This window comes from Nostoc sp., from assembly GCF_036916735.1.
Classification (GTDB): domain Bacteria; phylum Cyanobacteriota; class Cyanobacteriia; order Cyanobacteriales; family Nostocaceae; genus Nostoc.
In genome coordinates this window covers 43,844-60,032 of record NZ_JBALFV010000111.1, presented here as the reverse complement: position 1 = coordinate 60,032, position 16,189 = coordinate 43,844, and the positions used below count along the sequence as shown (strand labels likewise).

Here is a 16,189-nt window from a genome sequence, read left to right as displayed (position 1 = left end):
TGTCGAGTTCAAAGGCTCAACTGTCGAGTTCAGAGGCTCAACTGTCGAGTTCAGAGGCTCAACTGTCGAGTTCAGAGGCTCAACTGTCGAGTTCAAAGGCTCAACTGTCGAGTTCAGAGGCTCAACTGTCGAGTTCAGAGGCTCAACTGTCGAGTTCAGAGGCTCAACTGTCGAGTTCAGAGGCTCAAGTGTCGAGTTCAGAGGCTCAACTGTCGAGTTCAAAGGCTCAAGTGTCGAGTTCAGAGGCTCAACTGTCGAGTTCAGAGGCTCAAGTGTCGAGTTCAGAGGCTCAACTGTCGAGTTCAAAGGCTCAAGTGTCGAGTTTAGAGGCTCAACTGTCGAGTTCAGAGGCAGTTCTAACTGTTTTCTGCACTATTCAAAGTAGAACTCAGGATTGAGTTTATCATCTGTATCGGGGACAGAGATTCATTTAACAATAACTATTAATCCAAAATCTCAAATCTAAAATCCAAAATGGTCAAGATGCGGGCGTTATTGTCTGGATATTACGGTAAAGGTAATGGTGGTGACGAAGCTTTATTGGCAACGCTTTTGCAAATGTTACCATCTCAGGTAACGCCTGTGGTACTTTCGGGTAATCCAGAGGAAACGCGCGATCGCTACAATGTAGAAACCTATGATCGCATGGCTCCTTTAGCTGTACTGCAAGCTTTACGCTCAAGTGATGCCTTGATTTGGGGCGGGGGGAGTCTGATTCAGGATGTTACCAGTACCATTAGCCCATTTTACTATGGCGGACTGATGGCATTGGCGCAGAAAATGGGTTTGAAAACTGTTGCTTGGGCGCAGGGTATTGGCCCGTTAGTGCGTCCCCAAACTCGTTGGTTAGCACGGCAAACATTTGGTAATTGTACCAAAATTAGTGTCCGCGATCGCGCCAGTGCTGCTTTATTATCTGATTGGCAAATTCCTTGTATTATAGCTCCTGACCCAGTTTGGGCGTTGGAATCAAAACCAGTGCCGGGACTTTGGGATTTACCTGCACCGAGAGTTGCCCTAACATTGCGATCGCATCCCCAACTTACAGAAACACGCCTAGCAAACTTAACCCGTGCTTTGGTTGACTTCCAAAAAGCTACGCAAACTTTTATTTTATTACTACCATTTCAAAAAAGTGAAGATTTAACTATTGCCCAAACCATTCAACCCCACCTTAAAGAGGTTAGCAAGATTCTATGTCTAGAAGATCCGCAAGTTTTGAAAGGTGTGTTTCGCGGCGTGGAAATGGCAATTGGGATGCGTCTACACAGCTTGATCATGGCAGCATCTGTTGGTTGTCGCTGCTTTGCTCTTAGTTACGATCCTAAAGTAAATCGTCTCATGGAAGACTTGGAAATGCCTGGATGGGATTTAGCTAGTTTACCAGATGACCCCAATTTGATTAGCCTGACTTGGATGGAGCATTACGCTAATGGTGATCCGTTATCACCAGAGCAAATACAATCTTTAGTAGATAGAGCATTAATAAACCGCGAGTTGTTAAGCCACGCTTTATGTAATAAGTAAGATTAAAAAATGTAGCGAAGAAAGTGCAAAACTTATAGAACTAGCTCTTTCAAGGTAGGTCAAAAATTCCTCTTTAATCTCTTTACTCTGTGTTCTCTGCGTCTCTGTGGTTAGAAAAATTACTTTTAAATCGCCGAGGCACAGAGAAGCCAGTGCGCCCTTGCGGTTAACAGACTTGTACTCCTACGAAGAAGCAAGCTACGCAAAGCGTCTCCCCTTCTCCCAAAGGGAGAGGCTAGCGCCTGCCGTAGGATGCCCGAAGGCCTGTAGGGAGAAGCAAGTGGCGCAGAGAGAGAAAAAAAAGATATTTTACCAATCACCTTGAAAGGGCTACTTATAAAACTTACACACTTTACAAAAGAATCATGTTGTGTATCTATATAAATACCTCTTTTCCGGCTTTTATTAATCCTTCTTTCAGCCGTCAGGGAGTAATTATCAACATTTTATGAAATAGTTATAAAAATACCTTAGTATTTATTATCCAGATTCACTTTAGCGATATTATTTACTAAATGCAAAAATAATTATAATGATCAGCTTTGGCTTTTGGAACATAATTATAGTAGTTTTAGTTGCTTTAGTTCTCAAAAATAATTGGCGATTAGATGAAGAAAAGGCAGCCTGGAAAAATTCTTTATTCTTAAAATATTCAGCCATCCAACGGTTGATACAATTTTTTCGTCAACCAATTGTTAACTTCCTGCTCCAAGCAGGTATTGTATTAGTCGTTACAAGATTCCTCTGTTATACAGGTTGGCTACTTTATTTCCTAAACCAGCCAAATCCACCTTTATGGGATTTTCAGTGGTATTATGTGGCAAGTAAATTGGCTCATCAGCATTTGAGTCCTTTTAATGTCGAGATTTTTAATCAGACTTTCTGTACTATAACTACGGTGTGTGGCTTTCTTCCACCGTTTGTCTATCCACCTAATATTATTCCTCTTATTTGGTTTCTCGGTTATTTTTCGATGAATACTGCATTTAAAATCTCGATTTTAATGCACATATTAGCAATCGGTTTAGCCTTATGGGGAGCGAATATATTACTAGAGTCAAAGTCACGCTCTTTCAGAACTATTTGCACAATTTCGGTTGTCTTGATTTATGGCGTAGTTCGGGATCTTCAAGTTGGTAATGTTGCAATTTTTATTGCAGTTCTTATCTTATGGATGTTTATCTTAGCTAGGAAACATCAGGATATTCCAGCAGGAATTTGCTTAGGAGTTGCCCTTTTTAAACCCACATTAGCTGCATTATTCGTTCTCTACTTTCTACTTAAAAGGCGGTTCTCTTTAGTTTTTGTATCTGTTATCACAGTAACTTGTCTAGCATTTTTAGGTCTAGCCTTGACAGGTAATTCTTTGACACAATTCGTGTCTGATGCACTTCGTGGATTTTCCCTCTGGCAAACTGATCCCGCAGTTAGCCCTTTTATATCGATTAGTCGTCTCGATTTGATGGTTGTGGGACCGAGATTACTTCCCAATAACCCATTCTTTGCCAAGCTATTGTCAAACTTAATTGTTTTGATACTTCTTGGTTTGGCGGGTTGGTATTGGTATCTACAACAATCTCTTTCCAACTGGTCAAAAAAAATATATTTAACAGAAATGGCAATAGTTTCTTGCTTAAGTATTGGCATCACCTATTCGCAAGAAACTAGTTCTGTGATGTTAATACCTGCTGTTGTTTTTTTACTAAATGATTTACTCTATCAGATCAGGTATTGTAAATTCTCTTGGAGAAGAATGTTTGTTTGGTTAGCAGGAGTTTGCTGTCTTGCAGTGCAAACAGCAGTTATTCATGGCTGGCTCATCGACTCTCTAGCAAACCGATGGAATGTGAAAGCAGGGGAATTGCCATACATAATGAAAATAACTATATTTGCCCTACCGAGTTATGCGGTTTTAGCAATCACCCTGAGTATTTTAATTTTAGCAATTGGTTCTGTACGTCAAAAACAGCCTCTTCACATTTAAAAGCATCATTCTTGCCTATTTTCCTGTGTAATGGTTGCGTCTTCTAAGAAAAGAATTCAACCCGTAAAATTCCCATCTACGCTGCCAGGTTTTTGTAGATGCGGTCTATTCTTACGGGTGATAAATTCTTTGTTTCTATTTATATCAGTAGTTGCTATTGCACCAGCAAACCTAACCAGAACCAAAAATATTAGGCTTACAGCAATTCATCCTAAAAGTAGAGGAATGAGAAAAGGGATAAGTTCAAAGCGTTAACGCTTGGGAAGTATCTCAGCTAATGAATTAGCAATTATTTGTGATTAGTGAGAATATGGATTGCTCCACCTACAGCAGCACCATCAACTGCATTGCCAAGGGTATCTCTGCTATGGCCAGTAATTATACCAGTCACTGCGCTAGCGCCTGCACCTACTCCGACATCTTGACCAAGATTGCGATGACGGCGATTGCGAGTGTTTCTCAGACCATTTGCACCATTAACGGCTGCACCAGTCACACCACCTCTAACAGCATTGTTTAATATATTACCATGTCCCCTAACCGCTCCGGTGACTACATTGGTAACAGCCCCAATACCTACATCTCTTAATACTTGGTCATCAGCAGCAGCCGGTTTAGCGGGAACTAATGTGACACCAGCTAAACTTGCAGCCATGAGGCTGGGTAGAAGTGTGCGTTTTAGGATATTATTCATTGTGTTACCTTCTCAAAACATCAAACAATTGGATAAAGGTAAAGTTACTGGAGTCAGAGAAAATTATACTTTTTCAATTGGACAACAGCAACTATATATTGTTTGAGGACATATATATAATCACATTTGTAAACTCATAACTGCATCACCTGAAAGCATGAATATAGATTAAGCCTTGAGAAGGCCTTACTGATTTCTTAGGTAATACTAGAGATTACACATTGACAAAATCAACTAAAGATACATTATAGATTTTTAGGTATGAAAGTTTGATTTTTTCACTACTAGCAAGTGATTGCTGATCATGCATCGCGTAGTGTTTACCTTATCTATCTTTAGATAGTTGACAAAATATCTAAAATCATTGATGTAGGTTAACATTTAATTCTCTTAGTTTAGCAGCCAAGGGTTGCGCTCGTGCTTCTGTTTGCTGCGATCGCTCCCATCCTGTTTGTAGCAAACTACCCTGATTATCCTACCAGCGCAACCAGGTCATGGGAACCTCCTAAATGTAGGGGGTAATAAGTAATATGGCATTTTTTGTAGTTAGTTGCGATGCTGCGATCGCCTCAGCTAAGTACAGTAGATTGAATTTCTATCGGGTGTTGAATCTCTGTTTCAACTTGAGCCTCGACAATTGACGTATAAATTGGAATATCAACTTGTATAGCTTCAAAGCTCATAACTAAAGAGTATGGAACGCTAGCTTCTGGATCGTTATTCCAACCTTCATGTCCAACTACCGCAATAGAAAATGCTTCTGTGAGTTCAAATGAATTTACAACAGCCCAATCCTTCTGAAGGGTTCCTGCACTTCTAGATACATTTTTAATTATTCCGTGATGATTTTGTTTGCCGAGCATCCATTTAAAAAGACCTTCTCCCTTCTCCGCATCTTCTGGAGCAACAAACTCTTCCAAAACTCTAGCCTTAAAAAGTTCTGGATCTTCTCCTTTTTTACTACATTCCCAATCTAGCCAAGTTGAAAGATATTTTCGGCGATTTCTACGGGTTCGACGTGGTTGGGCTTTGTATGATAAAGTAACCTCCAGAAGAATCTTAAATGCCTCTCCTTGAGAACGCAATTTTTCTGGCAGTTTTACTTGGTAAATATGAGCTTGTTTAGCTACAATATGGCGCTCTCCTGTTGTCATCAAAGTGATTCTATTGGGAGCATTACCCAAAGCACGATCAACATCGGGAAGACCATAACCAATTTGACGTAGGATGTGCAGTTTATCGCCACCATATCCCACTATCCATTCTGGCCATCTTGCTGATTGTACTATTAATGCACGGTAAAGAAGGCAACTTTCATTAGGTAACTCAGCAGCAAGACGTGCAGCAATATGGCTTACTTTGGGTACTGCAAAAGAAGTACCAACTTTATCAGCCCCAATCGCTGGGCCACCGTTCAAAGTTGATCTTACTAATTCGGGACAAACATCTTTAGGAAAAGTAATATTTGGTGGTAAACCTTCATCTATTACTAAATCTCCACCGTACTCAACTACTTCCGGTTTAATCGTCTCCCAAATTCCTAATCCACAGCACGAAAAAGCGGAGGGTTTATCTTTCTGTGCAATCGAATAATAAGGTGGTGCATGATAAGAATTCAAAGCAATAGAGCCAACCGTTAAAGCTTGAAAACTTTGTGCAGGGTTAGCAATTCTGCATGAATCTTCTAATAGATAGTCTGGATATTGTCGATTTGCTGCTATATGTTCTCTCACAGATAATCTTGTCAAGCCAATTCTACTGTTGAGAGGTAAATTTCCTGCTGCAACAATAAAGAGAATATCCTTTTTTTGCCATGTTAAATTATCAATAGACGATGCCCAAGCACTCATATATCGGGTTAGGCAGGGAACAGAACCAGTAATAGAATGGTTAAAAATTCTAGTTCCTGTTTGTTCGTGATAAAATTCTACTATTTCACCCAGAAGATTCGTTGGAAATAGTTGTTTAGGTAGTTTGCAGTTAGCCTGAAGAACTCTGGCATTTTGAATCCAGCAAACAGCTTTTTCATTACCATTACGAGGTATAGTTTTTGGATAAAGGACTGCACCGGCGACACTTGTTCCATGTCCACCATTGTTAACATAGTCTGGAGTTTTATCAGTTTCTCGTGGAACCCAAGACCTTGAGTTTTTTGAATCAATTGCTGCTCTTAGCAGAGAATGTCTTTCTTGAATACCACTATCTATAACGCATACTTTAGGAGCATTTAATTCTGGCGATTCTAGTTTAAATGATGGAGAATCAGTATCAGATAGATCCTCTCGCTGAATAATTTCAGCAAACTCATCTGGCTCACTAACATCAAAAATGTAAGGAAAATTTTCAACTAAATCTTTTAGACCTTTACCTGAAATTTGAATTCGACATGAAAAACTGTCAGGCAAAGTAGCTGTACCAATCTCATCCCCATCATCTTGAAAACCTTTGCTAATCTTGCCTTTATAAAATTGAATAAACTCTTCAAATTCTTCTTGCCTTTCCCAGGATATCTCTTCCCATTCTTGCTCAGTTAGCTGACGTTTTTGAATCCACTTATTAACTCGCGTTGTAAATTTATCATTAGTTTCATTAGGTTGGGGTTTGGGATAATTAGGCAGCTTGGTTTTGGTTCCTACACAAGCAACACCTACATCAACAGTGTATATCTGCTCTTCTTTTATAGCAAGCCAATTCTCATATAATTCAGCGAATAAGTTTGGAGAAAGAATCAATTCTGGCTTTTTTTTACCGTCTATTACTTCCCAAATTTCAGCAACTTTATTACCACCATACAGATCATTAATAAATTTTTCTATTTTTTTTTGTAATTCACTAAGTTCTAAATCTGCTGATGCACCGATAATATATCCATCTTCTGTATCAGCAATCAATTCAATGCCATATGCTTTCAACCCATCTGGATTAAAAGAATCAGGATCAATTTCTAAGATAATACGTCGAGATTTAAGTGGCGGCTTCTCTTCTTGCTCTCGTTCTTCTTGAGTTTCTTGCCATTCAAAGATCAAGGAGTCAACCGAACTTTTGAGTTTACCTCCATGTCCCTGGCGATTACCCAGATTAACGACTGTTATAGGATTATTTTTTCCTCCTCCTGATGGCGATGCAGCACGTCCTTCTGTTGTTAGCCTAAGCCGGATATGTGGAAAACCCTGAGAACTTTTAACCATTTATTTATCCAGACAGCAAAATTTAATACTAGGAAACTTTGATTTCTGTGATCGCTTCTTCTAAGTGTTCTTGAATCACTAGCTCTTCTCGCTCAAGGATTGCTCGTTTAGCTGCATCTTGTGCAACCCTGACAGCTTGAGCCGCAGAAAAACCTTTCATCTGCTCAATAATCCTTGGCCAATTGATAGATCCCACTTCAATTGCAGATAGTGTTTCTTTTAGTATAAATTCTAGCTCTTGTTCTCCGGGTTTGGGTACTGCAATCAAATCATCAAATCTTCTCCAAAGGGCAGTATCTAAAGATTTATTTAGGTTCGTTGCTGCTACTAAAAGCCCAGAAGACGGTTGATACTCGTCCAAAATTTGCAAAAATGTATTTACTACTCGCTTAATTTCTCCTACTTCTTGAGAGTCTTCTCGTGACTTAGCAATTGAGTCACATTCATCAAGAAACAATAAGCATGGATTTTTTGAAGCATCCTCAAATACAAGTCTCAAATTGCTCGCAGTTTCCCCTAAAAAAGACGATACCATTGCATCAAATCGAACTTTCAGAAGTGGTAAACCAGTATTCCAAGCTAAACGTTCTGCTCCTAGCGTCTTTCCACAGCCAGGAGGCCCATATAGAAGAATTTTTTGTCTGTAACGCAATCCATGATGAGCAAGCCTATCTCTTGCCGCATATTCGCGTTCAATTCGGCGAAAACGTTTCTCTATATTTTCAGGCAACACCATATGATGCCGCAAATTGTCCCTTGGTATAATAGTTACCAGAGGAAGATTAAATCGCTTACTAGTTGGTAATTCAGTTAAAGCCTGTAAGTTTTCTGGTATTGAAGAAGCAGGTTTGCTGATGTTAGTAGGCTTCTCTTTCTGGCTTTTTTTAGTGATATTCTCTAACTGGTCAGCTAAGAGAGTATGCCCCTTAGTGCGTTCTTCCTCAATTACTAAATATGTCAGCTTGTCAATCGCCTCTTGATCTGAACTAGCGATCGCTCTAAAAAATCTCTTGAGAAGCTCTGCTTTCATACTGCCTCTCAGTATAAATAGTAATTTTTGATTAATATAGTACTATAGTACTATATTATGTAGTGCATTGAAAATTATAACGCGATCGCCTTGTCCCCTATTGATTATATTAAGTAATGTAAACTAATGATCAATCTCCTGCTCAGAAATGGAGTATATCTAACTATAGGGCGTTGCTTTTAGGTCTATATCATCTTTGGCTTCCATCAATAATAAAGTCATCATATCTCCCTCTGGATTCACCTCAGCGCCCCTCTGCGTAAAAAAAAGCGGGCAAGATGCCCACCCTACAAAATTTTAAGAATATTCTGTTGCTATTAACCCAACAATTGTTTAGCCTTAGCTAACACATTATCAACGCTAAAGCCAAACTTCTCTAGACAAACACCGCCTGGAGCCGAAGCACCAAAGCGATCAATACTAACAGTATCGCCTTCAGTACCTATATACTTATGCCAACCGAAACTAGCGGCAGCTTCTACAGATAAACGCTTGGTGACAGCTTTCGGCAAAATGGACTCTTTATAAGCCGCATCCTGTGCTTCAAACAGTTCCCATGAAGGTAGCGAGACAACACGGACTTTTTTGCCTTCAGCCGTGAGTTTTTCAGCGGCGCCGACGGCGAGGCTCAGTTCTGAACCAGTTCCAATCAGGATGATATCAGGTGTACCTTCGCTATTTACCACGGTGTATCCACCCTTTGCCACGCCTTCAACCGATGTACCTGCCAAGTTGGGGACGTTTTGACGGGTGAATGCCAACAGAGACGGAGCGTTTTGCTTCGCTTTCTCGATCGCTATTTTATAAGCACCAGAGGTTTCGTTACCGTCTGCGGGACGAAACACTAATAAATTAGGAATAGCTCGCAAGGAAGCTAGGGTTTCAATGGGTTGGTGTGTCGGGCCATCTTCACCTTGTCCAATGGAATCGTGGGTCATCACCCAAATCACGCCAGCTTGGGAAAGGGCGGATAAGCGGATGGCAGCACGCATGTAATCTGTGAAGATTAAGAAGGTAGCACCGTAGGGAATTAATCCTGAACTGTGTAGCGCTATACCATTACAAATTGCGCCCATACCATGTTCCCGCACACCAAAGTGGATGTTGGGGTTTTCGTAGTGCCCTTTTTGGAAGTCGCCTTTACCCTTGATTTCGGTCAAGTTGGAGTGGGTCAAGTCAGCCGAACCACCAATCAATTCAGGTAAAACCGCCGCTAGTTTATTGAGGCAAGTTTCTGAGTGTTTGCGGGTGGGCGCTGCTTTGTCTTCGGGGGTGTAGGTGGGGAGTGCCTTATCCCAACCGTCGGGTAGTTTGCCGCTTAGGTAACGTTCAAATTCAGCTGCTTCTTGACCATACTTAGCTTTGTAGTCGGCAAAGGTCTTGTTCCATTCGTCTTCGTAGCCTGCACCGCGTTCTACTGCTTTGCGTGTATGGTTAAGGGCTTCTTCGGGTACTACGAAAGGTTCGTATTCCCAACCCAAATTCTTCCGAGTCAATTCTATTTCGTCTCCACCAAGGGCAGAACCGTGAACGCCAGCAGTGTTTGCTTTATTGGGGGAACCGTAACCAATAATAGTTGTTACCTTGATGAAAGAAGGCTTATCGGTGACAGCTTTAGCCGCTTCAATTGCTTTGGCGATCGCTTCTAAATCCGTGTTACCATCTTCGACGTGTTGGACGTGCCAACCGTAAGCTTCAAAGCGCTTAGAAACATCTTCGGTGAATGCCACATCTGTGGAACCGTCGATGGAAATGTGGTTGTCGTCGTACAGAGCGATGAGTTTGCCTAATCCCAAGTGTCCTGCAAAAGAACAAGCTTCACCGGAAATTCCTTCCATGTTGCAACCGTCACCTAAAATTACATAGGTGTAATGGTCAACAATCTTGGTATCGGGTTTGTTAAATTTAGCGGCAAGGTGCGCTTCGGCGATCGCTAAACCAACTCCATTGGCAATTCCTTGACCCAAGGGGCCAGTTGTAACTTCCACGCCTGGGGTCATGAAGTTTTCCGGGTGTCCAGGGGTTTTGGATTCCCATTGACGGAATTGTTTGATATCTTCAATGGTGACGCTATCGTAGCCTGTCAGGTACAGTAGGGCATACTGCAACATCGAGCCATGACCAGCAGACAAGACAAAGCGATCGCGGTTAAACCATTTGGGATTCTTGGGATTAAACTTCATAAAGCGATCCCAGAGGACAAAAGCCATCGGAGCCGCGCCCATTGGTAGTCCTGGGTGTCCCGATTTTGCTTTTTCTACGGCATCAACAGCCAAGAAGCGGATCGAGTTAATAGCCAGTTCTTCGACGGACAATTCTTTGGCAGATTGGGTTGCAACAGTCATAATCTCTTGTTTTTAACGACGGGTTAGCACTCTTTGTAGCTTCTCTTGTGGGGTTATTTTAGATTCCCCACAGTATCCTCATCATCCCACTCCCGCTTGTTGATGGACAAGCGGGATCTCCTGAGTTTCTGGTGATAAATCAAGCTGATAATTGGGTCATGCTGAACGCTTAAGTTATATCGGAATGATATCTATGATACTTTGGGCATGGGGCATGGGGCATTGGGCATTAGTTATTAATTCTGTGTACCTCACTCCCTGCTCCCCTGCCTTCTTTTAGACGTATTTCTTAAAAGCCAGTGTGACATTATGACCGCCAAACCCAAAAGAATTGGATATTGCCACCTCGACTTTTTGAGCGCGGCTATAGTTAGGCACGTAATCTAAGTCACATTCTGGATCGGGATTTTCTAGATTTATTGTTGGTGGAATTTGGTCATTAGCGATCGCCAGTACTGTTGCGACTGCTTCAATACCTCCAGAACCGCCCAATAAATGACCTGTCATTGATTTGGTGGAGCTAATTGCCACCTTATAAGCATGTTCTCCCAAAGCTTTTTTGATGGCTGAGGTTTCAGTTGAATCATTAGCTGGGGTACTAGTGCCGTGAGCATTAATATAGCTAATCTGTTCGGGAGTTATGTTGGCATCTTTGAGTGCTAGTTCTATTGCTCTAGCTGCTCCAAGTCCACCAGGGACGGGGGAAGTAATATGGTAAGCGTCACAGGTCATACCATAGCCGATCATTTCGGCATAAATGTGAGCGCCGCGACTGAGGGCGTGTTGCAGTTCTTCGAGAATTAAAATTCCTGAACCTTCACCTAATATAAATCCGTCGCGATCGCGGTCAAAGGGACGGCAAGCTTTATGCGGATCGTCATTGCGAAAAGAGAGGGCTTTGCAAGCGGCAAATCCAGCCATTGATAATGGTGTGACAGCCGACTCTGTTCCGCCACAAATCATCGCCTGGGCATATCCCCCTTGAATTAAGCGAAAAGCATCGCCTACAGCGTTAGAGCCAGCAGCGCAAGCAGTTACAGGGCAGGAATTTGGCCCTTTAGCACCAGTATGAATTGCCGTTAATCCTGCTGCCATATTGGCGATCATCATCGGTATCATGAATGGACTACAGCGATCAGGCCCACGGTTGAGGTAGATAGTTTGCTGGTCTTCTAATACCTTAATGCCACCAACGCCAGAACCGATCATGACACCTACCTGTTCTGCATTCAGTTCATTAATAACTAACTGCGCGTTAGCTAGAGCCTGTTTTGCTGCCGAAACTCCAAATTGGGCAAATCGATCCATGCGCTTGGCCTCTTTGCGTTCCAAGTAATCATGTGGATCGAAGTTTTTTACTTCACCAGCAATGCGGCAATCATGGCGAGACGCATCAAAAAATGTGATGCGGTCAATGCCATTACGTCCACTCAATAATCCATCCCAATATTCTGTTGCTGTGTTACCGATAGGTGTAATCGCGCCAACACCAGTTACAACAACGCGTTTACGTATATAATCTGTCATGATTCAGTTAAAGGTGGCGAAAAAGCAGCAGGCATTAAACAGTGCTGAGTTTTGTTAGCGTTAGCGGGGCGTTTTGCCCGTCCTGAGTTTTGAGTTTTGGAAGCGCCCAAAGATAGAGAAAACTCCGAACTTTTGCCTTCAAAAACTCTAACTCCTGTACAGACGCGATTAATCGCGTCTCTAACTCAGCACTCAGTGAAAAGTCAAAGCAGTGATTTTTGCCTAGATGCCCAGAGGGGGCGAGACAAAGCTATCTAAACTTCAAAGACTCAAAACTTTTTTAAGCTGATGCGGTAACTTTGTTATTGATGTAATCTACTGCATCTTGAACCGTTAAAATCTGCTCGGCAGCTTCGTCGGGAATTTCGATATCAAATTCTTCTTCCAAGGCCATCACCAGTTCAACGGTATCCAGGGAATCAGCGTTGAGATCCTCCATAAATTTGGACTGGGGAGTGATTTTGTCAGCATCTTCAACACTCAGTTGTTCGGCGACAATTTCTTTGACCTTGTTAAAAAGTTCCGTTTGGCTCATAAATAATAAAAGTCCTTGACCAGTTGCTAGGTTCTGCTCTTTACGGGAAACATTGTTTTGAGCATATACATCTTATCGTCAAGCGCGATCGCCCGTATACCACTAAGGGTTTTTCTGTTAGAAAACCCCTCTCCTTACTCAAAAGAATCGGGTAAGTTTTCTTAGAATTGAGTATAGGAGCGGACTATGCCATTGCCAACAGCATGTAAATGTTTCGCTTGTCCAATTATTGCTAACTTTTTTTACAATGTCTCGGTCAGTATTTACAGCCTTGCTAGCAATCAGAATATATAGACGCTGCTGCTTTGAACCTAGATGGTTAAAGAGATGGTGAACGTCAAACATTCAGAACTTAGGTGCTAACAAGGAATAATAAAACAGTTATTGTTTAGAGCGATCGCTCTAACCTAAACATACCTCTATGCTATCTCAGACACTCAAATACGCTTACTTCCCCGGTTGTGTTGCTCAAGGGGCCTGTCGGGAACTTTACCAATCAACTCAAGCACTTACCCAAGTACTGGGTATTGAACTGGTTGAACTTAAAAAAGCTGCTTGCTGCGGTTCTGGCACATTTAAAGAAGATTCTAAATTGCTAGAAGATACAGTTAACGCCAGAAATATTGCCCTAGCAGAAGAATTAAATTTGCCTTTACTCACTCATTGCAGCACTTGTCAAGGTGTTATCGGTCATGTGAACGAACACCTGAAAGAATGTAAGACTTCTGACCCTACCTACATTCAAAAGGTTAATGGCTTGCTGGATAAAGAAGGCTGTTCACCTTATCGCGGCAGTACCGACGTTAAACATCTCCTTTACGCCTTGGTAACAGATTACGGTTTAGAAGAAATTACCAAACGTGTCACCCGGAAGTTAACTGGATTAAAATGTGCGGCTTTTTATGGCTGTTATCTCCTCCGTGCCCAAAAATCTATACCCTATGATGACCCCTTCCAACCAGAAGCGATGGAAAATATGTTTCGGGCGGTGGGTGCAACACCAATTTATTACCGAGGTCGGACACAATGTTGTGGTTGGCCGCTTGCTAGTTATGCCACTACCCAATCTTTCAAGATGGCAGGGATGCATATTCAGGACGCTTTGACATCTGGCGCTGATTGTATAGTTACACCTTGTCCTTTGTGCCACTTAAATTTAGATTCGCGTCAGCCAGAGGTGGAAAAGGTGATTGAACAGAAGCTAGGTTTACCAGTGTTGCATTTACCCCAGTTGATTGCTTTGGCACTTGGGGTTAGTCCAAAAGAACTGGGTTTAGAACGCCACGTTGTTTCCACAAAGCCAGTGTTGGAAAAATTAGGATTTTAACTTCTGAACCGGACATTCCGAGTTCAAAGGCTCAACTTTCGAGTTCAAAGGCTCAACTTCCGAGTTCAAAGGCTCAACTTCCGAGTTCAAAGGCTCAACTTCCGAGTTCAAAGGCTCAAGTTTCGAGTTCAAAGGCTCAACTTCCGAGTTCAGAGGCTCAACTTTCGAGTTCAAAGGCTCAACTTTCGAGTTCAAAGGCTCAACTTTCGAGTTCAAAGGCTCAACTTTCGAGTTCAAAGGCTCAACTTTCGAGTTCAGAGGCTCAACTTTCGAATTCAAAGGCTCAACTTCCGAGTTCAAAGGCTCAACTTCCGAGTTCAAAGGCTCAACTTCCAAGTTCACAGGCTCAACTTTCGAGTTCAAAGGCTCAACTTCCAAGTTCTAAGCTTGAATGTTGCTGTTTTTGTTTATTTTGTTCAAAAATCAGGCGTTGCTGATTCCATGTATGAAAATGATTTTGCATAATACCAAAATCCTTGTAGAGACGTAGCACTGCTACGTCTCTACATCCGGATTCATACTTCAATTCAGCAACGCCAAAAATCAAATCGGATTCCTATAGCTTGTTGCTACGATTTAGTAGTTGAGTTCAAGGCAAAGATTACTGATTTTGCTAAATTAATATGAGAATGTATGCAATTATTTAAGTTGATGTGTAGGCAATGTTTCCGATGGGCTACGCCTACACACTTTTAATTTCATCTTTCTATCAAATCAAGTGTGAGAAGGCAAAAGTAAAAAGGCAAAACAGAGCTTATTAAGTCTTTCTTCTCTTTTTACTTTTATCTTTTAACTTACTAGCTCCTATTAATCATTGCTATTTTTGAATTTACGTTGCAATTGTTTTAGCGATTGATACATCTCTGGCAAGCGACCATAAACAGCAGATACCTTAAGATATAGTTTGTAAGGAAGGGCTGGAGTTCCGCAGACAATTTCTCCTGGTGCAACATCGTTGTGAATCCCAGTTTGAGCAGATGTCATCGACCCATCTCCCATCTTCACTTGATTAACTATTCCTGTTTGTCCAGCTAAAATAACGCGATTTCCCAGTTGAACACCTCCCGCCATGCCAACCTGACCTGCGATCGCACAGCCAGAACCAATTTTGCAACCGTGACCTATTTGCACTAAACTATCAATTACTGTATTGCGACCTACCCGTGTTTCTCCCACGGCTGGGCGGTCAATGCCAGTGTTGCAGCCAACTTCCACGCCATCTTCTAAAACTGTATAGCCGGATTGTTCCATTTTGAACCAACCAGTCCGGGTAGGAACAAAACCAAAGCCTTCTGCACCGATGACAGCACCACTGTGAATGACGCAATCTGCACCGATGCGGGTACGTTCGTGGATGGTACAGTTGGCGTGTAAGGTGGTGCGATCGCCTATTTTGGCATCTGGATAAATCACTACATTGGGATGAATGATTGCACCATCGCCAATTTCTACCCCTTGTTGAATCACAGCATGGGGGCCAATGTAAACATCATTACCAACTTTTGCAGTTGAGTGAATCACAGAGGTGGGATGAATTTCTGGGCTGGGGCGATATGGTTGGTAAAAAAGTGCGATCGCTTTGGCAAATAATAGTCGTGGATCTGGGGTTGCTAACCAGACAATACCTCTTTCTTGTGCAAGCGCCTGTAATTTTTCGTCTTGGGGCAAAATTAAAGCACTAGCATTGGTATTGCCAACAAAAGATCCAAATTTTGCACCTTCTACATAACTGATCGTACCGTTGGTAGCTTCATCAATAGCTGCTACACCTGTAATTTCTAAGTCTTGGTCTGGGTTGCTAGTCAGGCTATGATTGGTGGCCGCGTCACCAAATTGACGGAGGATTTCGCTGAATTTCATTGTTGGGTGTGTTCAAAATTGATCTACAATCGCAAGATAATTTTCCCTCTTTATGCTCCAATACAATAATTTTGTAAACGCATAGTGATGAAACAATCTGACTGTTCCTAGCTTTGCTTCAGGTTGGATTACTTCATCGACATGCTTCGGTTGATGGCTCTGGTTGTAAAGA

At 41.9% G+C, this 16,189-nt stretch carries 12 protein-coding genes; 4 read left to right on the top strand and 8 right to left on the bottom strand.

What is annotated here, in order from left to right:
• From V7L20_RS28060 to V7L20_RS28050, 3 genes are all read left to right on the top strand, one after another.
• A partial coding sequence (locus tag V7L20_RS28060; RefSeq protein ID WP_334747220.1) for a hypothetical protein occupies positions 1-398 on the top strand: 398 nt, incomplete at its 5' end.
• Between the two features lie 85 nt (positions 399-483).
• Complete coding sequence (gene csaB / locus V7L20_RS28055) at positions 484-1,527, top strand: polysaccharide pyruvyl transferase CsaB (protein WP_334747219.1); 1,044 nt, start codon at positions 484-486, stop codon at positions 1,525-1,527.
• A 532-nt stretch (positions 1,528-2,059) separates the two neighbouring features.
• Positions 2,060-3,511, top strand: a complete 1,452-nt coding sequence (locus V7L20_RS28050; protein ID WP_334747218.1) for a glycosyltransferase family 87 protein — start codon at positions 2,060-2,062, stop codon at positions 3,509-3,511.
• Positions 3,512-3,800: 289 nt separating this feature from the next.
• Here V7L20_RS28050 and V7L20_RS28045 read toward each other — a convergent pair whose 3' ends face one another.
• The 6 genes from V7L20_RS28045 to acpP form a co-directional block, all read right to left on the bottom strand.
• Positions 3,801-4,205, bottom strand: a complete 405-nt coding sequence (locus V7L20_RS28045) for a hypothetical protein (protein WP_334747217.1) — start codon at positions 4,203-4,205, stop codon at positions 3,801-3,803.
• A 569-nt stretch (positions 4,206-4,774) separates the two neighbouring features.
• Entirely contained in the window at positions 4,775-7,393 is a 2,619-nt protein-coding gene (locus tag V7L20_RS28040) for a S8 family peptidase (protein ID WP_334747216.1), read from the bottom strand.
• A 28-nt stretch (positions 7,394-7,421) separates the two neighbouring features.
• Positions 7,422-8,423 (bottom strand): ATP-binding protein, encoded by a 1,002-nt coding sequence (locus V7L20_RS28035; RefSeq protein WP_334747215.1) that lies wholly within the window; start codon positions 8,421-8,423, stop codon positions 7,422-7,424.
• A 317-nt stretch (positions 8,424-8,740) separates the two neighbouring features.
• The gene (gene tkt / locus V7L20_RS28030) at positions 8,741-10,768 is read right to left on the bottom strand and encodes a transketolase (protein WP_334747214.1); all 2,028 of its coding nucleotides are present in this window, start codon (positions 10,766-10,768) and stop codon (positions 8,741-8,743) included.
• 276 nt (positions 10,769-11,044) lie between these two features.
• Positions 11,045-12,295 carry a beta-ketoacyl-ACP synthase II gene (fabF, locus tag V7L20_RS28025; RefSeq protein WP_334747213.1) on the bottom strand — a complete coding sequence of 417 codons (1,251 nt, stop codon included), beginning with the start codon at positions 12,293-12,295 and terminating at the stop codon, positions 11,045-11,047.
• A 280-nt stretch (positions 12,296-12,575) separates the two neighbouring features.
• The gene (acpP, locus tag V7L20_RS28020) at positions 12,576-12,830 is read right to left on the bottom strand and encodes an acyl carrier protein (protein ID WP_334747212.1); all 255 of its coding nucleotides are present in this window, start codon (positions 12,828-12,830) and stop codon (positions 12,576-12,578) included.
• A 421-nt stretch (positions 12,831-13,251) separates the two neighbouring features.
• Here acpP and V7L20_RS28015 point away from each other — a divergent pair, with 421 nt between their 5' ends.
• Positions 13,252-14,157 carry a CoB--CoM heterodisulfide reductase iron-sulfur subunit B family protein gene (locus V7L20_RS28015; protein WP_334747211.1) on the top strand — a complete coding sequence of 302 codons (906 nt, stop codon included), beginning with the start codon at positions 13,252-13,254 and terminating at the stop codon, positions 14,155-14,157.
• Here the strand turns inward: V7L20_RS28015 and V7L20_RS28010 are convergent.
• Both V7L20_RS28010 and lpxD read right to left on the bottom strand, forming a co-directional pair.
• Complete coding sequence (locus tag V7L20_RS28010) at positions 14,146-14,520, bottom strand: coiled-coil domain-containing protein (RefSeq protein ID WP_334747210.1); 375 nt, start codon at positions 14,518-14,520, stop codon at positions 14,146-14,148. The two genes, V7L20_RS28015 and V7L20_RS28010, sit on opposite strands and share 12 nt — an antisense overlap.
• Positions 14,521-14,964: 444 nt before the next feature.
• The gene (gene lpxD, locus V7L20_RS28005; RefSeq protein WP_334747209.1) at positions 14,965-16,017 is read right to left on the bottom strand and encodes a UDP-3-O-(3-hydroxymyristoyl)glucosamine N-acyltransferase; all 1,053 of its coding nucleotides are present in this window, start codon (positions 16,015-16,017) and stop codon (positions 14,965-14,967) included.
• Positions 16,018-16,189 lie beyond the last annotated feature (172 nt).